The 23,081-nt window shown below is 45.1% G+C and carries 19 protein-coding genes; 10 read left to right on the top strand and 9 right to left on the bottom strand.

Features of this window, described 5'->3' with window-relative positions; translation table 11 throughout:
* Positions 1-233: 233 nt before the first annotated feature.
* Entirely contained in the window at positions 234-1,118 is an 885-nt protein-coding gene (locus MHM99_RS18625) for a LysR family transcriptional regulator (protein WP_049588822.1), read from the bottom strand.
* 98 nt (positions 1,119-1,216) lie between these two features.
* Between MHM99_RS18625 and MHM99_RS18620 the strand changes: the two genes are divergently transcribed.
* The 4 genes from MHM99_RS18620 (at position 1,217) to MHM99_RS18605 (ending at position 5,695) form a co-directional block, all read left to right on the top strand.
* Positions 1,217-2,716, top strand: coding sequence for a CoA-acylating methylmalonate-semialdehyde dehydrogenase (locus MHM99_RS18620; protein WP_168534452.1), 1,500 nt, complete (start codon positions 1,217-1,219; stop codon positions 2,714-2,716).
* Between the two features lie 14 nt (positions 2,717-2,730).
* A complete protein-coding gene (gene mmsB / locus MHM99_RS18615) occupies positions 2,731-3,606 on the top strand; it encodes a 3-hydroxyisobutyrate dehydrogenase (RefSeq protein ID WP_014950690.1) in 876 nt (291 codons plus the stop codon).
* Between the two features lie 531 nt (positions 3,607-4,137).
* Complete coding sequence (locus MHM99_RS18610) at positions 4,138-4,860, top strand: hypothetical protein (protein WP_239220281.1); 723 nt, start codon at positions 4,138-4,140, stop codon at positions 4,858-4,860.
* Positions 4,861-4,930: 70 nt separating this feature from the next.
* Positions 4,931-5,695 carry a zinc-dependent metalloprotease family protein gene (locus MHM99_RS18605; protein ID WP_110288103.1) on the top strand — a complete coding sequence of 255 codons (765 nt, stop codon included), beginning with the start codon at positions 4,931-4,933 and terminating at the stop codon, positions 5,693-5,695.
* A gap of 74 nt (positions 5,696-5,769) precedes the next feature.
* Here MHM99_RS18605 and MHM99_RS18600 read toward each other — a convergent pair whose 3' ends face one another.
* Both MHM99_RS18600 and MHM99_RS18595 read right to left on the bottom strand, forming a co-directional pair.
* Positions 5,770-7,800: a BCCT family transporter gene (locus MHM99_RS18600; RefSeq protein WP_168463009.1), complete on the bottom strand. Its 2,031-nt coding sequence runs from the start codon at positions 7,798-7,800 to the stop codon at positions 5,770-5,772.
* 215 nt (positions 7,801-8,015) lie between these two features.
* Complete coding sequence (locus tag MHM99_RS18595; protein WP_014950694.1) at positions 8,016-8,915, bottom strand: LysR family transcriptional regulator; 900 nt, start codon at positions 8,913-8,915, stop codon at positions 8,016-8,018.
* A gap of 103 nt (positions 8,916-9,018) precedes the next feature.
* On the opposite strand from MHM99_RS18595, the gene lldD reads away from it, so the two are divergent.
* Positions 9,019-10,152 carry an FMN-dependent L-lactate dehydrogenase LldD gene (gene lldD, locus MHM99_RS18590; RefSeq protein WP_168534202.1) on the top strand — a complete coding sequence of 378 codons (1,134 nt, stop codon included), beginning with the start codon at positions 9,019-9,021 and terminating at the stop codon, positions 10,150-10,152.
* A gap of 122 nt (positions 10,153-10,274) precedes the next feature.
* Here lldD and dld read toward each other — a convergent pair whose 3' ends face one another.
* Positions 10,275-12,008, bottom strand: a complete 1,734-nt coding sequence (gene dld, locus MHM99_RS18585) for a D-lactate dehydrogenase (RefSeq protein ID WP_239220280.1) — start codon at positions 12,006-12,008, stop codon at positions 10,275-10,277.
* Positions 12,009-12,282: 274 nt separating this feature from the next.
* Between dld and MHM99_RS18580 the strand changes: the two genes are divergently transcribed.
* On the top strand, positions 12,283-12,960 hold the full coding sequence (locus tag MHM99_RS18580) for a response regulator transcription factor (RefSeq protein WP_014950697.1): 678 nt from the start codon (positions 12,283-12,285) through the stop codon (positions 12,958-12,960).
* A 35-nt stretch (positions 12,961-12,995) separates the two neighbouring features.
* On the opposite strand, the gene MHM99_RS18575 is transcribed toward MHM99_RS18580, so the two are convergent.
* The 5 genes from MHM99_RS18575 to MHM99_RS18555 are packed head-to-tail and all read right to left on the bottom strand — an operon-like array spanning position 12,996 to position 16,650.
* On the bottom strand, positions 12,996-13,757 hold the full coding sequence (locus tag MHM99_RS18575) for a CsgG/HfaB family protein (protein WP_014950698.1): 762 nt from the start codon (positions 13,755-13,757) through the stop codon (positions 12,996-12,998).
* An 8-nt stretch (positions 13,758-13,765) separates the two neighbouring features.
* On the bottom strand, positions 13,766-14,215 hold the full coding sequence (locus tag MHM99_RS18570) for a curli assembly protein CsgF (protein ID WP_014950699.1): 450 nt from the start codon (positions 14,213-14,215) through the stop codon (positions 13,766-13,768).
* The gene (locus tag MHM99_RS18565) at positions 14,215-14,607 is read right to left on the bottom strand and encodes a CsgE family curli-type amyloid fiber assembly protein (protein WP_049588826.1); all 393 of its coding nucleotides are present in this window, start codon (positions 14,605-14,607) and stop codon (positions 14,215-14,217) included. The genes MHM99_RS18570 and MHM99_RS18565 overlap by 1 nt, the downstream gene beginning before the upstream one ends.
* A 54-nt stretch (positions 14,608-14,661) precedes the next feature.
* Positions 14,662-16,107 (bottom strand): curlin, encoded by a 1,446-nt coding sequence (locus tag MHM99_RS18560; RefSeq protein ID WP_061487007.1) that lies wholly within the window; start codon positions 16,105-16,107, stop codon positions 14,662-14,664.
* Between the two features lie 30 nt (positions 16,108-16,137).
* On the bottom strand, positions 16,138-16,650 hold the full coding sequence (locus tag MHM99_RS18555) for a minor curlin subunit CsgB (RefSeq protein ID WP_049588827.1): 513 nt from the start codon (positions 16,648-16,650) through the stop codon (positions 16,138-16,140).
* A 480-nt stretch (positions 16,651-17,130) separates the two neighbouring features.
* On the opposite strand from MHM99_RS18555, the gene MHM99_RS18550 reads away from it, so the two are divergent.
* The 4 genes from MHM99_RS18550 to MHM99_RS18535 all read left to right on the top strand — a co-directional run bounded on the left by MHM99_RS18550 (position 17,131) and on the right by MHM99_RS18535 (position 22,985).
* Positions 17,131-19,653: a S8 family serine peptidase gene (locus MHM99_RS18550; RefSeq protein ID WP_239220279.1), complete on the top strand. Its 2,523-nt coding sequence runs from the start codon at positions 17,131-17,133 to the stop codon at positions 19,651-19,653.
* 208 nt (positions 19,654-19,861) lie between these two features.
* Positions 19,862-20,518: a response regulator transcription factor gene (locus tag MHM99_RS18545; RefSeq protein ID WP_049588829.1), complete on the top strand. Its 657-nt coding sequence runs from the start codon at positions 19,862-19,864 to the stop codon at positions 20,516-20,518.
* Positions 20,518-22,083 carry an ATP-binding protein gene (locus MHM99_RS18540; RefSeq protein WP_049588830.1) on the top strand — a complete coding sequence of 522 codons (1,566 nt, stop codon included), beginning with the start codon at positions 20,518-20,520 and terminating at the stop codon, positions 22,081-22,083. Before MHM99_RS18545 ends, MHM99_RS18540 begins: the two co-directional genes overlap by 1 nt.
* A gap of 83 nt (positions 22,084-22,166) precedes the next feature.
* On the top strand, positions 22,167-22,985 hold the full coding sequence (locus tag MHM99_RS18535) for a thioredoxin family protein (protein ID WP_049588831.1): 819 nt from the start codon (positions 22,167-22,169) through the stop codon (positions 22,983-22,985).
* The last annotated feature ends 96 nt before the right edge of the window (positions 22,986-23,081 follow it).

Genomic DNA, 23,081 nt, shown 5'->3' with positions numbered 1-23,081 from the left:
TACTTCAACGAGAAGCCGGATATACGGACGCAAACCATTTTAGTCAAAACAGCATGTTTACTCTTGCAATAATGGGGGAGACCATATACAGGCCCTAGGACGTGTCGGCCTAATTTATTAAAGCCTAGACCACATTCAGCCACTTGTATTAATGCGTGGCGAGTTTTTCGACGCTGCTACGCTATTTTTTACATATTTACCCTGCAAAAGACAGCAGATAAACGTCTAATTTTTTAGTCGAGAAATTTTGAATGGTATTGCGTAACTTTATCTGTAAGCCATTTTGTAAATACCTGAAAGCGTGCTTGAGAATGAGTTTCTTTGTGTGTGGCCAGCCAGAATGTACGCTTAATGTGAATCTCGTTTTCAATGAGTCGAACTAAGCCTGGCTGAGTTTCAGCCATAAATTTAGGTAAAATGCCTACCCCTGCGCCATTTACAAGCATTTGATATTGCGCATTAATACTGGTGCTGCGAAGCGCACTTAACTGTGACAAAGCAGTCTCTTCAATGAACTTTAATTGAGGAGCGTAAACCAAATCGGGCACGTAACTCACTAAATTGAAGGCGGTGAGCTCTTGTAATGTTTGTGGTTCGTTGTCGCTGATAAGGGACTGGTGGGTATAAAGATAGAGGTTATAGTCAGTTAATTTTTGTGTAACCAGCAAGCCTTTACTGGGCTTTTCTAACAAGATAGCCATATCGGCTTCTCGTTTGTTCAGGTTTAAAAAGCCGCTGGTTGCCACAAGCTCAATACTGATCCCCGGATACTGCTTTTTAAAATCGGGTAGTAAAGGCGCTAAAAACCAGCTACCGAAACCTTCAGAAACACTCACTCTGATCGTACCTGCCAAATGCGAGCGTTCATCACCTAATTCATTTTGTGCCTCTAGAAAGTAATGCTCTGCTTTTTCAATATACGTAACTAACTCACTGCCATGGGTGGTAAGCACATACCCCTTTTTAGTTAGCTCGAACAACTTGCAATTTAATGAGTCCTCCAGTTTTTTTACACGACGAATTAATGTCGTAGGGTCTACCTTCAAGCCTTTAGCTGCAATAGCTACACGACCATTTCTTGCCAAACCAAGAAACAAACGCATGTCGTCCCAATTCACTTAAACACCTGCATTTTTACAGCATCATACTGCAAGTATATGTATTGTCTTTGCAAACACAAGGTTTCAATATTGTTAAAAATCACAGGAGCTATGTCATGAGAAAGATTGTTCACTTTATTGCAGGTAAAGATTTTGAGGATAGCAGCGAAAATACCGCGTCGGTATTTGCGCCCAACACAGGTGAAGTTCAGGCTGAAGTAAGCTTGGCTAACACTTCAACTTTGGCCTATGCAATTGAAACAGCCCAAGCTGCACAGGTTGAGTGGGCAGCAACAAATCCTCAACGACGCGCTCGTGTTATGTTCAAGTTTAAAGAGTTGGTTGAAGCAAACCGCGATCGCTTAGCGGCACTATTATCAAGCGAGCACGGTAAAGTGTTGATTGATGCGCAAGGTGATATTCAGCGTGGCCTTGAAGTTATCGAGTTTGCCTGTGGAATCCCTCATGCACAAAAAGGTGAATATACCGAAGGCGCAGGCCCAGGAATCGATGTGTACTCCATGCGCCAAGCACTTGGTGTAGTGGCAGGTATTACGCCATTTAACTTCCCGGCCATGATCCCAATGTGGATGTTCGGTGTGGCAATTGCCTGCGGTAACGCGTTCATTTTAAAGCCATCAGAGCGCGATCCGTCAGTACCTGTTGAACTGGCAAAGCTTATGATTGAAGCAGGCCTTCCTGCAGGTGTACTTAACGTTGTACACGGTAACAAAGAAGTGGTTGATGGTATTTTAGATCATCAAACTATTAAGGCGGTGAGCTTTGTAGGCTCTTCTGATATCGCTAATTACGTGTACGAGCGTGGCGCTCGTGCAGGTAAGCGCGTTCAAGCTATGGGCGGCGCGAAAAACCACGGCATTGTAATGCCTGATGCAGATCTAGATCAGGTGGTAACCGACTTAGTTGGTGCTGCATACGGCAGTGCCGGTGAACGCTGTATGGCGCTACCGGTTGTCGTTCCAGTGGGCGATGAAACCGCTGAGAAACTGAAAGCCAAGCTTATTCCGGCTATTAAAGACATTATGGTAAGTCATAGTGAAGATCCTAACGCTCATTATGGCCCTGTGGTTACTGCTGCTCACAAAGAGCGCGTTGAAGGCTATATCGACCTTTGCATAGAAGAAGGTGCTGAGCTTGTTTACGACGGCAGAACCAGTCAGATCCCAGACGACAGTCAAGGCTACTTCATCGGCCCAACGTTCTTCGACCACGTGACCAAAGACATGCGCTCATACCAAGAGGAGATTTTTGGTCCAGTGCTGCAAATGGTGCGCGCGAAAGATTTCAACGAAGCGGTTAACTTAGCAAGTGATCATCAATACGGTAACGGTGTTGCTATGTACACCCGTAACGGCCATGCGGCGCGCGAATTTGCGCAACGTGTAAACGTGGGCATGGTAGGGATTAATGTACCTATTCCAGTGCCAGTTGCTTACCACACTTTTGGGGGCTGGAAGCGCTCTGCATTTGGTGATACCAACCAGCACGGTATGGAAGGGGTGAAATTCTGGACCAAGGTTAAGACCATTACGCAGCGCTGGCCTGATGGCTCAGATACGAACGACAACGCCTTTGTTATTCCAACCATGGGCTAAGTGAGGAGACTATTATGACCACAGTTGCATTTATTGGCCTAGGTAATATGGGCTCAGGGATGGCAGATAACCTAGTTAAGAACGATTACAACGTATTGGCTTTTGACTTAAGCGAAGCGGCACTGGCCAAAGCCAAAGAAGCAGGCTGCACTATTGCGCAAAGTACCGAGCAAGCTGCTGCTGAGGCCGACATCGTTATTACTATGTTACCAGCAGGCAAGCACGTAAAAGATATCTATTCAAATCAGATCTTGGCTTCTGTCCGCGAAGGCACCTTGCTTATTGATTGCTCCACCATCGACGTAGAAACGGCGAAGAGTGTGTCAGAATTAGCTGAGAAAAAAGGCCTTAAAATGCTGGATGCGCCAGTTTCTGGTGGTGTTGCAGCGGCTGCAGGCGGCACACTCACGTTTATGGTGGGTGGCGACGCTGATGCCTTTGACAAAGCCCATGGTGTACTTAGCGCAATGGGCAAAAAAATCGTCCATGCGGGCGGCCATGGTGCGGGACAAGCAGCAAAGATTTGTAACAACATGTTACTTGGCGCGACCATGATTGCGACGTGTGAAAGCTTCCAGCTGGCACAAAAACTAGGCTTAGATGCGCAAGTGTTCTTCGATATCGCGTCAAATGCCTCGGGACAGACATGGTCAATGACCACCTACTGCCCTGTAAAAGGTGTGGGGCCACAAAGCCCTGCTGATAACGATTTTGCTGGCGGTTTCGCTTCTGCGCTTATGCTCAAAGACTTGGGGCTGGCCATGCAGGGCGCGAAGGGCGTCAACGCGCAAGTACCTATGGGTGAGCTTGCTGCAAAGTGGTTTGAAATGCATTGCGAAGAAGGCAATGCAGGGATGGATTTCTCTTCAATAATCAACCGATTAGCGTAAGAGAAAACCAACAGTTCTCCGACGGCTACTTTCCCTCAGAAGAGGTGGCCTTCTTACTGAGCGAGTAAAGAATTTTACTCGCTCTTTTTTTATCATTTCCCTACCTATCTCGCTTGTTTTTGCGCTGTTGTTACCTCGCTAGCTCCCTTACCAAGCGGAATTATTCCTTTGTTATTTGGTATTCCCTTTTCATCATCCAGAAGCCATTTTTAGGTGGCTTATTCGTTCTCACTCACATAGTTAAAACGAGCCAATTCGGCGTTCCGTCTACATCTTGCAGTCCCGTATTTAGCCTAAGAAATTTACACTGCATTAAAGGGCTAAATTTTATACACCCTTATGCAAAGCGATACTTTTATAACCGAGAAAATATTATACGTTTTAATGACTTACTTAATTCACTAAGCAATTTCACTAAACACATTGGTTCTCTTTATCGCTCACTTAGAGCGCGCTTTGAGAAACAGAGTGTCGCTAATTTCTAACGTTCAATTTCCTAAATTCAGTAAGTAAAAATAAAAGGAACACACTATGAAAAAGCGTATTGTTGCCGCTTCGACGGCAATTGTAGCTATTGGTTGTATTTTCGCCTTTATCGATACAGCCCCCTCGGGCAAAAAAGAGGTAGCAGCGGCGAATGCTGAGACAAAACCTGTTGGTAAAGAAAGCGCTATTGAAGGGCAACGAAACGGCAAAGTGTTATCGACCGGTGTCGATAACTTCAAACCCAAAAATGAAGCCGAGCTAAAAGCTCAGGCTACAACTACTACTAACGGTAAATCAGAGAAAGACACCATCGTCTGGACAACATCAGAAGATGGCAAAAAGGTACTTGAAGCAGAAGGCTATATTCCCGCTGACGTAACCGATGAAGCTTACATTGAGCTTGATCGTGAAGAATTAATGACGGTAGAAGTTGGCGAGTATCTCGATTTATACATCCCACAGTTTGGTGGCAGTTACACCGGTGAAGTTGACCACGTTATCACTCACCCAAACGGCGATCGTACCGTAGAGGCCCACATCCCAGGTGCAGGCTCTCTCTACGCCGCCGTTATAACGCTTGGCGAAAACGCCACCTACGGAAACTTAGCCACGCCTCGCGACGTGTTTGTGCTTGAGGGCAATGATAAATACGCGTGGATCGCACCAAAGTCTTCAATGATGCAAAACCACATCGAACGTGAACCCGACAGCGAACGCCCGCTTAGCGACGACAACGCTGAAGAAGTCTTCGATCTCGGCCAAAACTAATCCCCTAGTGCCTGTTGAGCTTCACAGGAAATTCAACAAGCTCAAATAAAACAACAAGAAGGAAATAAAAATGAAACACACATTTAAGTGTTTAACGGCAATGGCAGTTTCACTGCTTTGTGCAACATCAGTAACAGCAGCCACCATCGATGTAATGGTGCTTTACACCCAACCTGCTGCAAATAATGTGTCTAATATCGACACTAAAATTAACCAATACATCTCACACGCCAACCGTGTTTATCAAAATAATGCGGTAGATCTACAGTTGCGTTTAGTAGGCGCTCAGTCTTCTGCTGCTACATCTAGCGACCTTCAACCTACCGAAAGTGCGCTAGACTTGTTAACTGATAGCAGTGGTGTGCAAAACGCACGATCTTCAAACGGCGCAGACATGGTTGTGCTTTTAGGTAATCGTGAAAACATTTATGAAGGCGGTCAGCTAGTGGGTTACGTGTGCGGCATTGGCTGGGTAGGTCAAGGCAACAACGGTACACTGTACTCTAGCTCGCAAAGCCGCATGTACAGCATCAGCGCCGTTGATTGCGGTCTGTCCACATTTGTTCATGAACTCGGTCACAACATGGGCTTAGGCCACTCTGTTCGCCAAGGTTCAGTAGGCGGTGTATATGATGATGGTATCGGTCACGGCGTTGATAATAACTTCTCAACTATCATGGCCTATCCTCAGGCGTTCGGTAGTGCCACCCAGCTAGACTATTTCTCTGACCCTTACTGGTCAGGCTGTAATGGCCAAGCCTGTGGCGTTGAAAACGAATCTAATGCTTACCGCGCAGTAAATGCGGTTATTAACCAAATTGCTAACTACTTCTAAGTAAGTAATTAATTAGGGGATAAATAAGGGAAAGCAGCCTTGCTTTCCCTTCTACCTAACCCCCTGCGGATTGTTTACTCTTTAGGCTGCGTCAACATGTCATCATACGCATCCATTTCCCAAGGCAGTTCGCCTGGGCTGGTATCGAGGAAGTGCAGATAACTTTCGAACTGATCTAAGATGTCCTTAGTAATACTCTCTTTGTCATATCCGTAAATATCGTAAGCTTGCCCTCCGCGGCGAAGGAACACTTCAGCGCGAAAATATTTTTCCGACTCGTCTTCTTCTGAACGCAGCTCTGCGTAGCTAAACCCTGGCACTAAATATTCAGTCATACGAATATCGTAGATAAAGTCCATGTGATCGTGACGCTCAACAGTGAAGGTGGCCCTTCCCGTTTCCTCATCAAGCTTAACAAACGCCTCCCACTCTCGCGCTTTCAAAGCAGCCTGTACGTCTTTCATCGCTGCAATCACAGTTTTATCAATAAACTCATGCACCTCATTTCGGCTTGGGTAATCTACCATTGCTGCCAGTCGGCCTTTTAGGCTAGTCGAGCGACCGTGGTTTCTATTAAGCGTATTCGCCTTCAAACTGTTGTTTCGGTAGCCTTCAATGACTAGCGCACGCCATAGACCTGCTGCAGACGCTAGCATAATGAAGGCGAATGGTAAGGCGCTCGCAATGGTCATCGTTTGCAGGGCATTCAGCCCGCCAGCCAACAGCAACACTGCAGCAACGGTTCCTTCCAGACACGCCCAAAAGATACGCTGCCAAACCGGGCTTTCTTCTTTACCACCAGAAGCAAGAGAATCGATAACCAGCGACCCAGAATCTGATGACGTCACGAAGAACGTGATGATCAATAACACGGTCAAGCCTGACATGATTGACGCGCCAGGTAGCAAGTCATAGAGCTTAAATAAGGCAACAGCTTCGTTTTCCTGCACATCGCTAATGAGTGTAGTAACACCTTGGTTCATAATGGCATTTAGCGCGGTGTCGCCAAACACGGAAAACCAAAGGAAGGTGAACATGGTAGGTACAAGCATTACACCAAAAACAAACTGCCTAATGGTTCTGCCTCGACTTATTTTGGCGATAAACATGCCTACAAACGGCGCCCAAGCGATGGTCCAGCCAAAAATAAACAGCGTCCAGTTCCCAATCCAATCGCTACGACTATAGGCCTGAAGATTAAAGGTGCGCTCAATGATGCCGTTGATATAACTTCCCGTGTTCTGTAAAAAGGTTTCTAAAATATGTACCGTTTCTCCGAAGATAAAAACGATACTCATAAGCGATACAGCCAGAACCATATTAAGAATTGATAGCCTTTTAATGCCCTTATCCATGCCCGCGACAACCGATATTGTTGCGGCAATGGTTACGATCGCAATGGTGCCTACCTGCACCATGATATCAATGGGGATATCGCCGGAAAGATAGTTAAGCCCTGCATTAATCTGTGTAACGGATAGCCCGAGCGTAGTGGCGATACCAAATAGTGTACCGAGAATGGCAAATACATCTACCGCGTGACCTATAGGGCCATAAATTTTATCCCCTATCAGTGGATACAAAGCTGAACGTATAGACAAGGGCAAGCCATGTCGAAAAGCAAAATAGGCAAGAACCAAACCGACTAGCCCGTAGATCGCCCAGATGTGAAAACCCCAATGAAAAAATGCGATTTGCATGGCTTGTTTCGCCGCATCAACAGTTTCAGCTGCTCCTGCAGGCGGTGAAGAATAGTGTAGAACAGGCTCTGCTACGCCAAAGTAGAGCAGCGCTACGCCGTAGCCTGCTGAGAACAACATAGAAAACCATTCGGGAAAGCTATATTGAGGCTCTGCATGATCGGGCCCCAACTTTATGTTTCCCCAGCTAGATGATGCTACCGATACAATGAATACCAAAAAAATAGCGACCGACAACATGTAAAACCAACCAAAGGTTTCTGTAATCCATGCCAATGTACTGTCGAAGGCCTCACCGGCAAGTTCGGGGTCGCTGATGGTTCCGATCACCAGAAGCAAAATAATGACGACGGCGGGGAGAAATACAGGAAGAAGAATGGTGGAGTTGTTTACTTGGCCTTTCATAGCAAATCCCTTTTCACTAACAGGAAAGTTGAAACCCTGCGAAAACTTAAAAGCTGTTTTTTTCTACTAGTGAGGATTTGCTTTGGTTCAGATAATTACCCAGATATATTCTTTTCTTGGCGCTACAGACCGTGATTTCAAGTAAATAAGACGCTCCAAGCGGCAACGACCTGCTTTGGAACAAGAGATTAAATGGCTTGATTGCCGCTAGCGTATCAAAAATAATCAGACATAGATAAATAGCGCTGCCTGATATGTTCAATTAACAGCTTAATTTTTCGAGATGGCTGGCGGCTGTAAGGATAAACGGCATAAACGCCTAACACCTTACCTACCCGCTCTGGAAACAAATCGACCAGTGTTCCATTACATAAATCTTCGAATACCAAACATTTAGGTACGTAGGCAATACCTCTACCAGCAAGAGCTGCTTTGCGAAGCGCCCCTGCGTTGTCACTTGAAAATGCGCCATCTACGGTGATGGTGTAACTGCCTTGAGACGACGTAAACTCCCACTCCCTTGCGCCGGATGTGTGGTAGGAATACAACAAACAGTTGTGAAAGCTCAAATCCTCTGGTGCTTTGGGCCTGCCTTTTCGTCTAATGTAATCCGGCGATGTGCAAACCACCCAATGGGAATCTAAAAAGTGCCGCGCAATCAGACTTGAGTCTTCCAAATATCCCGTTCGAATAACAAGATCAAACCCTTCCTCGACTAGATTTACAAATCGATTATCTAGAGACATATCAACGCTTAGCCCTGGATGAAGTGTACAAAACTCAGCTACCGCATCGGCTAACAGTAAATCGCCCGAAATCGTTGGAACCGACATTTTAATGTGTCCGGATATTTGTTCACTGTATCCAGAAATTGTGTCGATAGCTTCTTGCGTGGACGCCTTTACATTCATGGCGCCTTGCTTCAAAGCTTGACCCGCTTCGGTAAGCGTGAGTTTGCGAGTAGTGCGATACAAAAGCTGCGTTCCCAGCTCTTTTTCAAGCTTTGCTATTCGCTTACTGACTACCGAGTTGGTAATGTTGTTCGCCTCTGCTACTTTGCTAAAACTGCCCATCTCCGCAATTTGTGCAAAGAGAATTAAATCGTCTGCTCTCACGTTATTACTTCACTTTTGGAAAAGATAAATTTCATTGTTGCCGTATATCCCTAAGGCGAGAAACGTTATATTTTTATCAAGTTAATTACAATCGATTAAAGACATGATTATTTCATCGCCGACTGATTATCGACGCGCTGCGCAAAAAATATTACCGCCGTTCCTATTTCACTACATTGATGGTGGTGCCTATCGAGAGCATACACTTAAACGCAATGAAGCTGACTTGGCTGACATAGCATTAAAGCAGCAAGTGCTGAGAAATATGTCGTCGCTTGACCTTTCCACAACGGTCTTTGGTGAAGAATTGGCTTTACCTATTGCCCTTGCTCCCGTGGGATTAACCGGAATGTATGCGAGACGTGGCGAAGTGCAAGCCGCTAAAGCGGCAGCAAACAAAGGCATCCCATTTACCATGTCGACGGTGTCAGTATGTCCTATTGAAGAAGTCGCACCAGCCATTGAACGTCCAATGTGGTTTCAACTCTATGTGCTTCGCGATCGCGGCTTTATGAAGAATGTTCTGGAGCGCGCCAAAGCAGCGGGTGTAACAACGTTGGTCTTTACCGTAGATATGCCTGTACCAGGGGCTCGCTATCGCGATAAACACTCCGGTATGAGTGGGCCATTTGCTGCAAGCCGTCGCGTACTGCAAGCGATGACTCATCCTCGTTGGGCATTTGATGTAGGCGTGTTCGGTAAGCCTCATGATCTTGGCAATATTTCTACTTATCGTGGCGAACCGACCCAGTTGGAAGACTATATTGGCTGGTTGGGCGCTAATTTCGATCCGTCTATCAGTTGGAAAGACTTAGAATGGATCAGAGAGTTTTGGGACGGCCCAATGATTATCAAAGGCATTTTAACTGAACAAGATGCCAAAGATGCGCTGAGTTTTGGCGCAGAAGGCATTGTAGTATCCAATCACGGCGGTCGTCAGCTAGATGGCGTGCTTTCTACCGCTAAGGCTCTTCCAGCGATTGCTAGCGCGGTGAAAGGCGATCTAAGTATTTTCGTAGACTCAGGTATTCGTAACGGCTTGGACGTGGTGAGAATGCTGGCACTAGGTGCCGACTGTACTTTACTAGGGCGCTCTTTTATTTATGCACTTGCTGCTGAAGGCCAACAAGGGGTAGAGAACTTACTCGATCTGTACAAACAGGAAATGCACGTAGCGATGACACTATGCGGTGCAAAATCAGTCAGTGAACTTAACCTCGACTCTCTCGCTTTTTAGTATCGCTGGCACCAAGGCCACTAAAAAGACCCCCAGTAATTGTATAGTCCAACTAATGGGGGTCACTGCATTTTTTACGGCTCTTTTATCAATGCACAAGTGGCTGGAAGTGTTATTTGCGCTTAATGATGCCCACCACAACAACTTCCATCATGCTCAGCCCAGTTTTTAAGTTTGGTGGTTTTGCCTATTCCCGGGTTAAAACTATTGGTGGGGTCTAATTCTCGGTAAAAGTTTTTCAGCGCATCTTTTGCAAAGTACTCGTGTCCCACATTGTGCTCTGCTGGATATTCAGCGCTTCTCGCATCAAAAGTTTCCAGAATTTTACCCTTTAACAATTTGGCATCCGCCCCTTTTTTCAACACGTAATTCTGGTGCATTACGTGGCAGAATAAATGGCCGTAATACAGTTTCGTGTCTATCTGGTCGTCTATTTCTTTAGGCAACACTTCAAACCAGTCAGGATCGTTTCGGCGAAGTGCAACATCGATGGTCATCATAGCGCCCACGTCTTTGCTGTTCATAACGTGGTAACGACCTATCGCGCCACCAGCAACAAAGCGATGCAAAATAGCCTTGTCAGCTTCTTCTTCTGTACACTCAAAATAACTACCTTCATTGGTTTTAAAGAAAGCATCAAGGTAGGCTTTGGCCTCATCTACCCCGTCGTTGCTCATCTCCAATATCCAATGATGCTGATACTTGTCTCTGTACTCTTCCATTCGCTTAGGCAAGTGGTTAGGAAAAACGTAGCTCATATACTGCATAACGCGATCTGACATTTTGTTGGGTAAGAAGCCCAGCTTGTCAGTAAATGCGTCAAATTTGCGCTTAAATGCAAACAGCTTAGGAATAAATTTGGCGCCAAGCTTGCTGATAACGATAAACATATCTTTACCGTATTTCTTGGATACGTCGTAGCAATCGCGGTGAAGGTACTCACCCGAGTCAGGCAAGTTCTTAAAGGTAGAAAGAATATCGCGACGCACTTTGGTAAACACGGCGGCGTCATTAGACCCCACATAAAATACCTGCTTCTTCTCAGGAATAGGAAAGGTGTCTAGCCTCACTGCGAACACGGCAAGCTTGCCCGCACAGCCTGAAGCTTCATGAAGTCTTCTGCCGTCATTGTTGAAGCGCGAAGGTGTGTCTGAATCAACGTCTCGAACTCGTTCATCATACTCGTTGTCTGATGCACGAGCGTCAGGGTGCTTAACGTCAGCTTCTTTGTAACGTTTGTTCTCAAGATTATTCAGAATTTCTTCTGGCTCACTACCTAGGTTAATCCCCAGATTGTTTACCAAAGATAGATTGCCATTAGCGTCGATTTGGGCAAAAAGCGCTAGTTCAGTATAGGCAGGGCCTCGCTTGACCAAAGCACCACCTGAATTGTTACATATTCCCCCCACGATCGATGCGCCAATACATGAAGAACCAATCACAGAGTGAGGTTCGCGACCATAAGGCGCAAGCGTCTCTTCCAATCCAAACAAGGTACTCCCAGCCAAGCCAACGATCTGCTTTCCATTGTCGACTAACTGAATATCATCAATACGCATAGTACTGATAATAACGAGAGGCCTGTCGTAATCTTTACCATCTGGCGTAGAGCCACCCGTCAACCCTGTATTGGCCGCCTGCATAATAACCGCAACGTCGGCTTCAACACACAGCTTAAGCACGCGCCAAATTTCGACAAGCGTTCCTGGGCGCACTACCGCAAGCGCTTCGCCCGCACCAAAACGAAACCCTTTAGTGTAAGGCTGCTTCTTCGCTTTATCAGTTAACAAATAGGCCTGCCCTACTACATCGCGCATTGATGCAATCAAAGACTGAGTGTCAACGTTTACGGTCATGGTTCTCTCTGTGTATTGAAATAATGGAAGGAATGACTTGGTGTTGAACTATACACTAACACCATTATTAACAAAGGGGGCAAGCCGCTTTTATCGAGATAATTTACTTATATTTAATTCGTTGAACACTTAGAGGCTCTAGCATTTAAGCAAAACTTACAGGCATTTTTCACTGTTACATTTTGTTACGCTTTGGAGGAGCAAGTTAGACCAGAGGAGTATTGTAAAGCCAATGTATAGTTCGTAAGGTTGATAGACACGAAAAGGAGCTTTCATGTCACATCAAGCGTTCGTTTTAACAAGAAAAAGTTTTTCAGAAAATACTAGAAGGGATGGGGCTTACGAACGATTCCTAAGTATTTTGCCGTCATGTGGATTTGTCGTCACAACCGGTGCGATTCATCCACCTCGAAGCGTGCTTAATAACACCTATACCTTCTTTATCGATGCGCAGTATTGTGACTCTGCCGCTATGCTCAACTTGCCTGTAGTCAACGATAACCCAGAGTTGAACAAAGTCATTTTCAACGTGCCAGAGTCTGACGTCGATTTTCATTATGCGGCACTGCAACATGGTATTAATGGTATTTTCCATATTGAAGATAGCTTAGAACTTCTGGTTCGCGGTGTTCAACAAGTTCAGGCGGGCAACAAATGGTTCAGTCGCGAGATTATGAGTCGCTATATTGATGCCAATTTAGTGTCTAAAGCAAAACCCGTTGCTGCACTTCAATCGTCACATACTGTGCTGACCAAGAGGGAGTTGGCCATCACACGCAAAATTGCAGATGGTGCCCAAAATCAGGAGATTGCAGACTGCTTACACATCAGCGTAAATACGGTGAAAACTCACGTTTACAGCATATTTAGGAAAACGGACTGCCGAAATCGCGTTGAGCTTATAAAGTGGTTCGATCATCAGTTTAGCCAACCACAACAAGTAAGCATCTAAACTGATAATCCATTAAATTTAATTGCGTATGGCGCTTACGCTTTTGCGCGCCATACGCCTTTCTCCATTCCTTGTAACACCAACTCAGTCACCGCTTTTTCTATGCTTTGTTTAACGCACTCGAACATGGGTTCATTAGTAGTGTAGCCCGTTTCTGCTTCAAGCAGGCGCTTAAGCGAAACATACCTAAACAGGCCTGCTCTCACCTCCTGGCTTAGTACCTTCTTAGAGGTTGAAACCGACACCAGTACTTGACCTGTTCTCACGTCAACTGCACGCATGTAAATGGAAATTTGATCTTCCCTAAACAGCTCACTCGCTCCAATGCCAAAGTACTCTACGCCAGCGCCGCCGGTACGAATGTTGGTATCGTAGCTAATTATCCCACCTTCTATAATAATTCTAGCTGTCGTGAGTGGCGGCAAATCGCCTCCGCTGCTTTCGTCGGCTCTAATTATTTTGCGTTCGGTAAGAATGTTCTGCAGCCCTTCACGCTCCACAGGTAAAAACCACGATGTCTCGCTTAAGGTCTGAACAAGAATAGAGGTTGCGCCTTGAGTCACCGCAGTAGAAAACGAACTTGCCCCAGTGCTAGGTTTATATTGCCCGGTCTGGTCTCTAAACGCATATACAGAAACCGGAATTTGTCCCATAGGCGCTGGCAAGCTTTTTACTTCAGACAATGTGGCACTGTCTTTAATTACATCAGCGGCCGTTGTATCAGGCGGCAGCGTATTAGTGATGGACTGGCATCCTGCAAGCGCCATGGCCACTATTAAAAAAACGGTACTTCTCATGTGTTTCCCTACCCAAACCGTGGAATTTCAACGACAGTAACCTCACCTGTCAGTAAGTTAGTAATGTTCACAACAATGCTGTCAGGATTACTCGTTATTAGTTCTACCTGAAAGTCACCACTAACAAAAATACTATCCTGATTGAATATGCTATCTATCGGGTTTCCATCTTCATCATATTCTTGTTCGCCAAATGCGATGTCTGTGATTTCGCGGACTATACGATTGATATAGGCGCGTTCGAGTGATTCTTGAAGGCGTTCGTCATAGGAGCGCTCGCTGTAAGGCGCTGTATGAGCGTTTTGTGAATTCGCCTTACTTAATAAAAATGATCCGTTAAGTGGATTACCACCGAATGATGGGTTGATCGGTTCATACACCAACTCTGTTGCTTTCACACTAGCTGAAGTCCACGAGCCAGTCGCGATTAAGGCTGCTATCAATATCCCTTTTTTCATTACCATTCGTCCCCTGCTAAATCTGGGCTTCTACTGTCTACACTCGCGTTTGCCACCGCGTCTAAAACTAACATGATGGCTTGCTGTACTTTTTCATCTAATGGTACTTGTCTGCGCCCCATGTACGTTTGATAAACCACTCTATTGTCGTAAATCACCGAAAGAAGAGTACCCGCTTGTGGCACAATAATTTCTTTAACAACAAGGTTCTTACCCGAACTGTCTGGGACTTCTCGCCAGTATTGGCTAATGCGAGAGGCAAATTCGTGGCCTTGGCGGCTAATACTGTTATCGAGCAGCAGTCCGCCTAGCCGAATTTCTTCTGCGTGAATCGGAGAAAAGAACACACTAAAAAGCAGTGTGATAAAAGAGAAACAATACAAGTACTTCATTTAACTGAATATAGCCGGGCAAATGCCCGGCTACTCACTTTTACATCTGTAGGTTTACATCTGAACAACGGTAGCTACGTTGTAGTCACCAACCTGCGTAACACTTACTGTGCCGCCGTTGCCAGTGATACTACCTGTAACTAAATTATCGTTACCCATTTGCGTAACTTCAAATGTATTCATATCACCAGAAATAACGAACTGACCACCCGCGTCGTCCGTTACCCAGTTTCCTACTCCTTCTTGCATAACACTAACAATATTGTCGTCACCGTTAACCAGTAGGTCTAGTAAGTTAAGCTCGCCTGTTTGCGAAACCATAATTTCGTTGTAGCTTGATGTAACGTCGCTTGCCAACTCAACTGATGCTGTATTTTCAACACCTTCTTGAGACATTTCAATGATGTTGCCATCAGCGTAGTAAGTTGCATCACCAATACCAGCTTGCGCTAACGCCAAGTTGGCATCGCCATCTTGCTCAATTTCGACGGTGTTAAACAGGCCATCGAAATTAACTGTGCTGATTTCGTTGGCATCACCTACTTGAGTTAAATCAAATTCGTTCAATAAGCCAATTACGCCAGCATAAGCCGTGTTGCCTTCGCCCACTTGGTTAATTTCGAACGTATTCGCTTGTCCGCCGATAGTTTCTACGGTAGCTAAGTTAACATCACCGATTTGATCGATATTAACTTCATTGCCAGAGCCTTCAAATACTCCTGTGGTAATCTCGTTGCCATCACCATCTTGTTCAAACCCTAGCACATTACCGTCGCCAACCATACTCCAACCCACAGCGTTCCGGTCGCCATCTTGGTCAATTTCAACTTCGTTTTCTGAGCCGATAACGGTTAAATCAGACACGTTGTAATAGCCGTCCTGAATAACATCGATGACGTTTGCATCACCGCTTAGCTCGCGGACATACGATTCGTGCCAGTCACCACTTTGATCAACAAACACGGTATTGTCGTTACCCGCAATGGCATTATTAGCCCAGTTACCACCATCGCCCTGATACACTGACAACGTGTTTCCACTGCCAGAAATGCTGTTTATTGAGCGATTAAAAATAAAACCGATAGGGCCGCCATCACCTAATTGAACAAGTGAAACCGTGTTATCGTCCCCTTCGACAACCACATCGGCTGTACTATTTAAACTATCTTGCTCAGATTCTAAGAAGTTGCCGTTACCTGTGACACTAGCAAAGAAGGTATTACCTGACTGCATTTGTGAAGCAAGTACTTCGTTTGCGTCACCCGTTATTTCTACAAAGATTGCATTTAAGTCACCTTCCTGACTTAAAATAGATTCATTACCTACCTCATTTCCCTCTGGTGCCGTTTGGATTAGCGTAATTTCATTGCCTTCATCTGCAGCAATAAAATCTGCGGAAGCACTGAAATCAACTGTCTTACTCGCTGGAACTTCCTGAGCTGATGCCCACCCTGTCGCTGCTACTAAAAGCAATGCACTCGCTATTTTTGTTTTTTTCATTTTCACATTTGTCTCCCTATGGTAATCACATCATTCTTGATATTGTGTGATGTTAATCACCATTTCATTCCCTATCTGGTAAACAGTAAAAGACTGTTCACCCAATTGATTAACATTGGCTACATTGTCGAACCCATCTTGTATAATCTCGAAATAGTTATTGTTGTTTTGCTGCAATAAATTAACGACGTTCCCCTCACCCAACTGAGTGATAAGAGCCTCGTTATTACTGCCGTTTTGAACAACATTCGATAGGTTAGCGCCGTTGCCGCTTTGGATAATGTTAGTTATGTTATTTAACCCAAACTGACTAACAGCGATGAAGACCGTTTCATCGTCTATCGTTATAGCTTGAGCATTCAGACTCATTGAAAGAGAAGATTCCACCATGTCTGAGCTTGTTGATAAGTCGGACTGTTGCGCATAAACAGGAAGATTTACGGCTAGAAGACTGCACCCCGTTATGGCTGCCAACGCAACGGCTCTGCATGCCTTAGCGTTATAAGCAGACTGGCTCTTTTTAACCTTTAACTTCTTGTCCATGCGAACGACTGTTTCCTTGATTAACAACAAAGGTGACCCCTCTATAACACTCTTTAAGACGGCAATAATCCATCACCAATAAGTTGTATTTATTACAGGTCAAATACAGTTAGCACACGGTAAATCAACAAGTTATTTATAATGGGTAATACCATAGTGCTAGATTTGACGAAAACTCACGCACCAAGTAATTATTGGTAAGACCACCTAGTTTTTGTAGGGTCTCTTAATGGGTATTGCTATAGCGAGACTCTGAGACATAAAGACCTTAACTACATGTCAAAAATCATAGTAATTAAGTACCACTTTAGGCTTCTCTTTTCACTTTCCCCTAGTGTTTAAGTAGTATTTTTGAGTAAATTTTACTGTTAGGGGTGGCAGGTTTTTAAATTTGCGTTATAAGTTTTAACCGTTAGTTATATCAGACCGAACGAGAAGGTTCTGTGATTAAAGCATTATTGCTAATTATGGAATCTAATTATGAAAACAAAGCCTTTTAAAACAGGCCTTTCAGCACTTTCATTAGCCCTTCTACCGCTAATGGTATCTAGTCATGCACACGCCGCAAAAGCCGAAATTTTCGACGATAGCGTTATCGTTGTGTACAAAGAAAATGTAAGCAAAGCGGAAAAGATGCGCGCTCGCTCTTCGGTACGTGCACGAATTAGTGACGCAAACCGTGATGAAGTAGATGATCGCTTCTCTAACCTTTTAAATGGTCGCATTGCCAAACTGGAACTTCGTGGCAAGTCTGTAAAAGACGCCATAGAAATCTTAAAGAAAAATCCTGCGGTTAAAATCGCCGAGCCAAACTTCTTGTACCGCAAAGCCCTGGTACCTAACGATCCTTCTTATGGTGACCTATGGGGTTTGAATAACACAGGTCAAGCCGGCGGTACTGCAGATGTGGATATTGACGCACCAGAAGCATGGGATATTACAACCGGTGATAGCGATGTGGTCATCGGCGTTATCGATACGGGTGTTGACTACAATCATGAAGACCTTGCAGATAACGCATGGATTAACCCAGGTGAAATCGCTGGAAACGGTATTGATGATGATGGCAACGGCTATATTGACGATGTTTACGGTATCGATACCGCAAACGGTGATACCGACCCAATGGACGACGACTCTCACGGTACACACGTAGCAGGCACCATTGGTGCTGTGGGCGGTAATGGCATCGGTGTAGTTGGTGTAAACCATGACGTGTCAATCGCTGGCTGTAAATTCCTTGGAGCAGATGGAACGGGTTCAACCGCTGGCGCTATTGAATGTATCGATTACTTCACCGACCTTAAAGAGAACCGTGGCATCAATATTAAGGCTACCAACAACAGCTGGGGTGGCGGCGGCTATAGTGAAGCGCTAGAAACCGCTATTGAAGAAGCTGGCCAAGCGGGTATTTTGTTTGTTGCTGCGGCAGGTAACTCTGGTTCAAACAACGACAACGTAGATAACTACCCGTCTAACTATGTCACTACAACAAACAGTCTGGTTGCAGTTGCTAGCCACACTCGTACTGACGGAGACAGCGGCTTCTCATACGGTATTGAAACTGTAGACATCGCGGCGCCGGGTACAGCTATCCTATCTACAATACCAGGTGACGGCTATGCGACATACTCGGGCACATCAATGGCAACGCCACATGTTACGGGTGCAGCAGCACTTGTGTGGTCGCTAAACCCAGAACTTACGCCATCTGAAATGAAAGAGCTGTTAATGTCTACAGGTGAAACTAGCCTATGGGCTGATGGTCGCACCGTGTCTGGCAACCGCCTAAATGTACTTAATGCACTTGAAGAAGCTGATCCTACTCCAGGTTTTAAACTGGGCATTACACCTGGTTCAGCTGAAATAGAAGCGGGTGAGACCTACACCTTCACTATTGAAGTTGGTTCAATTGCTGGCTACGAAGAAGAAGTACAGCTATCGCTTGCTGAGCCAAGTGATATCGCGTCTTTAAGTGCAAGCTCGGCAATGCCTGGCGATACAGTAACACTGACCGTAGAGACATCTGAGGAAACGCCTTGGGGTCCGTACAGCTTTACGGTTAACGGTGTAAGCGGTGATATTGAGAAATCTAAATCAGCGAACCTTTATGTTTACCCTCAAGGGCTAAACGAATTCCCTTACGCGTATTCTGGTGATGCAGTACCTACGTTACCGAATGAAGAAGATCCTGACGATGTTGGCGTTGACCTAGTGATTAACGTTCCTGACGACTTAACAGTATTCGGTATGCAGGCGTCGGTAGATATCACACACACCTATAGCGGTGACCTCGTACTATCACTGACTTCTCCTCAGGGTACAACCACCGTTCTTCGTCAGAACCAAGGTGGCGGTACAGATGATATCGTTGAGAGCTATAACTCTGATGCCTTCAACGGCGAAGTAGCAACAGGCGATTGGACCTTGAACGTGCTTGATACGTTCAACGGTGACAACGGCACTGTAAACACATGGAGCCTTGTGGTGACCGGTATTGGTGAAGTAGGTCCAACACCGCCTAACTCTGCGTTTACCTATGACGCTTCAGGCTTATCAGTAAGCTTTACTAATAACAGTAACGACGTTAATGACGACATTGTCAGCTATAGCTGGGACTTTGGCGATGGCTCTACTTCAACGGAAGAGAACCCAACGCATGTTTACGCGAGCACTGGCGCCTATGACGTAACCCTTACGGTTACCGACTCTGAAGGTCAAACTGGCGTATCAACAGAAACCGTATCAGTTTCAGATAGCACCATTGTTGCCGAGATTGACCGCGCTATGCTGTCTCGATTCGGTTCGTTACGCGTAGATTTATCATATAGTGGCTCGATGGCCGATACTGTAATGATTTATCGCAACGGTGAGCTACTTGAAGAAGTAAGCAACACTGGACGTTATCGCGACAGAAGCAGAGGCGTTCAACCTGGTGAGTATACTTATATGGTTTGTGATGAAACCTCTGCATGCTCTGCACCAGTGTCTGTAAACCTTTAATGTAGTTTGCGTATCGCTGACGCGCTCTTCGTGACAGTTGGCGAATGATACGCTGAACAGTTAAGAGTTAAGCAATTGCCGGCCAAGGATAGGCCGGCTTTTTTTATTCTGAGAATTAAAGAGAGCACCAGTCTAAGCCATCGGCTTATTCACTATAAGCCAAATACAACGTACACTTGATGCATTAAGAAATAATAAGCATTTTTTCATGCACATACTCATTATTGACGATCACGAAATTGTAAGGGATGGCATTAAAACACTTATCGAGCAAGAGTATGGCTGGCATGTTTCCTACGCAGTAAGCTCTCTGGATGCTCTTCCCTCCTTCGCTACGTTAGACGATATTGACGTTGCCATTCTAGATATCTCACTAGCACAGGAAAGTGGTTTCGACACGCTAATAAAAATCAAGAAAGACGCGCCGTTTATAAAGTGCTTAATGCTGAGCATGTATGATCATGTTGGCTATATCAGTAAAGCGCTTGAACTCGGCGCCGATGGCTACGTTACAAAGAATGCTGCCACCAAAGAGTTAATGGACGCGTTGGAAGCTCTAGAAAAAGACGAGAATTATCTAAGCACAGATATTAGTAAAAAGTTAGCTTTCGGTGATAAACAGCTAACCTCTATCCTTACTGAAAGGGAAAAGGAAATTTTCTTACTGTTAGCAAAAGGATTTCAGCCAAAACAGATTGCCTACTACATAGACACTGCCCCGAAAACAGTGATGGTTCACAGAACTAATATTTACAAGAAACTTAATGTAACCTCCCAATTTGGTTTACTTAGAATTGCGTTAGAAACTGGGTACCTCGACGTTTCTGACGTTATCTACGACGATACGCTAGTCAAAGCAAATTGATGAATTTAACGCGGTATTTCAACGTTACCTATTTACTAATGGGATTAGGTTATACCGCGCTATTTCACGGCGTGTGGTTGCTCAGCACCCAATTTGAAATTATTTCAGGTACGGTGAGCTGGTATTTGCCCGCTGGTGTTCGCCTGGCGGCGTTTTTACTACTGCCAATTTACAGCTGGCCACTGCTACTCATCGCAGAAAAATTAACCCACTTCATTTTATTTCACCCCGGTGGCATTCTCGACAATACGGCCTTTTTAAGTGGAACCATAGGTTGGTATTTAGTCCATTTGGTGCTGTCACCCGCGGTAATTTGTACATGCGTTTATTTATTCAGACGTCGCTTTAGCGCACCTTATATAGACAATGTTTCCAGCACCCTTGCCACGTTGGCTTTTGGTGTTCTTATAAGTGTTGCTCTTGGGGCGGTATTTTTGGGCAGAAGGGCTATTGAACTACAAACAGGCATAGAGGTTTTTCTTTCTATTTTGTTTGATTTTTCATTAGGTGATTTTGTAGGAATTGTTGTTCTTTGTCCGTTTCTCTTCGCATTATATAAACGGCCATCTATTCCTAAGAGTCACTTAGCACTGTACCTTACAACAATCGCTTGGCTGGTTTTGCTGATACTAAGCAGCTATGCCTACTCCCAACAAATTAACATCAGCTATCAGGTTAAATATCTAGCGGTTTTCCCCGCGCTGTTTTTATCGTATCGCTATGCCATAGTTGGCAGTGCGTTTTCGTGTTTACTCATAGGTATTACTGCGTTCGTGGTGGCAAGCCAGAGCGCACTTCCTCCCATTGAGCATCAGTTTTACATCTTAGCATCATGTACAAGTTGCCTCATTTTAGGTGCGTCAATTAACCAATCTACCTTGTTGAATATGAAGCTTGCGAAGAAAAACGAGGCTCTTGAACTATCGGTGCAAAGCGCTCAAGCACTGGCCAGTCAATTAGTGGTAGTGCAAGAAGATGAACGAAAGCGCTTATCGCGGGATTTACACGACGACTTTGGTCACCGCATAGTCGATTTGAAACTTCAACTGTCGTTAGATAGCAGAGAAAGCGACAACGACATGATGCTCAATAAGATAGATGCTCTATACCACGCAATGAAGAAAAGCTTAGGGGGATTGCGTCCGTCCGGTATTGATACACTTCCCATTGAAAGCGTGATTCAACGTTCAGAGATTATTACCACGCTCAAACGCGCAAACATAGACTATTCGTTTAACGTTAGCGGCACGCCAGTACCGTTCGATTCAGACCAGAAAATACACATCTATCGCATTGTGCAGGAAGCGGTGACAAACAGTATAAAATATGCCAATGCGACGTCGCTCAGCATTGATATCAACTATGCGCAACACAGTGCCGTGTTTACCGTTACTGACGACGGCGGCGGCATCCCTGAGCATATTGCCCAACTAGCAAACGCCGAACCCACACTCGGCCTGCTGTCGATGAGAGAACGCGCAAAGTTGATAAATGGCGAGTTTGATATTTCCCAGAACAAACCATCAGGCACCCGAGTTTGCCTGGCTTTGCCCTACAGAGCTTAAGTTACTCTACTGCGTTTTAGGTGCGTCGCTGCATCCTTTTTATGCTACATTGCTGTTGATTTAACTACTATTTTGATAACCGTATGCAAAAAAATTTCATTACTCGCCGAGCCCCCTTTTTTAGACAGTGCCTAAACATTGCTGTCCTAATTGCCGCTGTCACCACGTTAAATGGCTGTGTGAGTACTCAAAATGAAAGTCCTTACACTTACGCTCCGTCTGCATCACCCTATCAAGATGTGGTCAATGCACAGCAGCGAGCTGTGGAACAAAGCAAATTACTTTTGGTTGTACTGGGTGCTCAGTGGTGCCACGACAGTACTGGCTTAGCTGAGCGTTTTGCGACAAAGGAAATGGACCTTATTCTACGCGCTCATTATGAAACCGTATTTGTTGATGTGGGAACACTTGAAGACAGAAGAAATATAACCGAGCGATTTGACTACCCCATTTATTACGCCACACCAACGGTAATGGTGGTTGAACCTAAAACCAGCGCATTGTTAAACAGAACGTCAATGGATATATGGGGGCGCGCTGACAGCATTCCCTTATCGGAGTACATTCAGTATTTCTCTCGCTTTCCTGCAATGACAACTGCGCAAAAAGCCCCGTTTATTAACTGGGAAGCGACAGATGAAGAAGAAGCTTACAATAAAGAGCAAGCACTCAGATTACAAAGCGCTTATGACAAACTGGGTCCGCTACTTGCGCTAGATTTACAAGGTAATACCCCACAAGGGCTTAACGAGCTATGGAAAGAGACCAAAGGGTTTCGCACTGAACTGCAAAAAACGCTGATAAAGCGCGCCGAGCTTACGTTAGATTCTGAGAATGGCAACGGAGTCAACACCACGCCAGCATTGCGACATTACAATCCGTTTTCGTGGGAACATAATTAGGGCCTGTATATGGTCTCCCCCATTATTGCAAGAGTAAACATGCTGTTTTGACTAAAATGGTTTGCGTCCGTATATCCGGCTTCTCGTTGAAGTATT

It is taken from the genome of Alteromonas sp. MmMcT2-2, from assembly GCF_022348305.1.
Taxonomy (GTDB): domain Bacteria; phylum Pseudomonadota; class Gammaproteobacteria; order Enterobacterales; family Alteromonadaceae; genus Alteromonas; species Alteromonas macleodii.
Note: the sequence above shows the minus strand (reverse complement) of the source record. Positions and strands in the feature narration are given on the sequence as shown.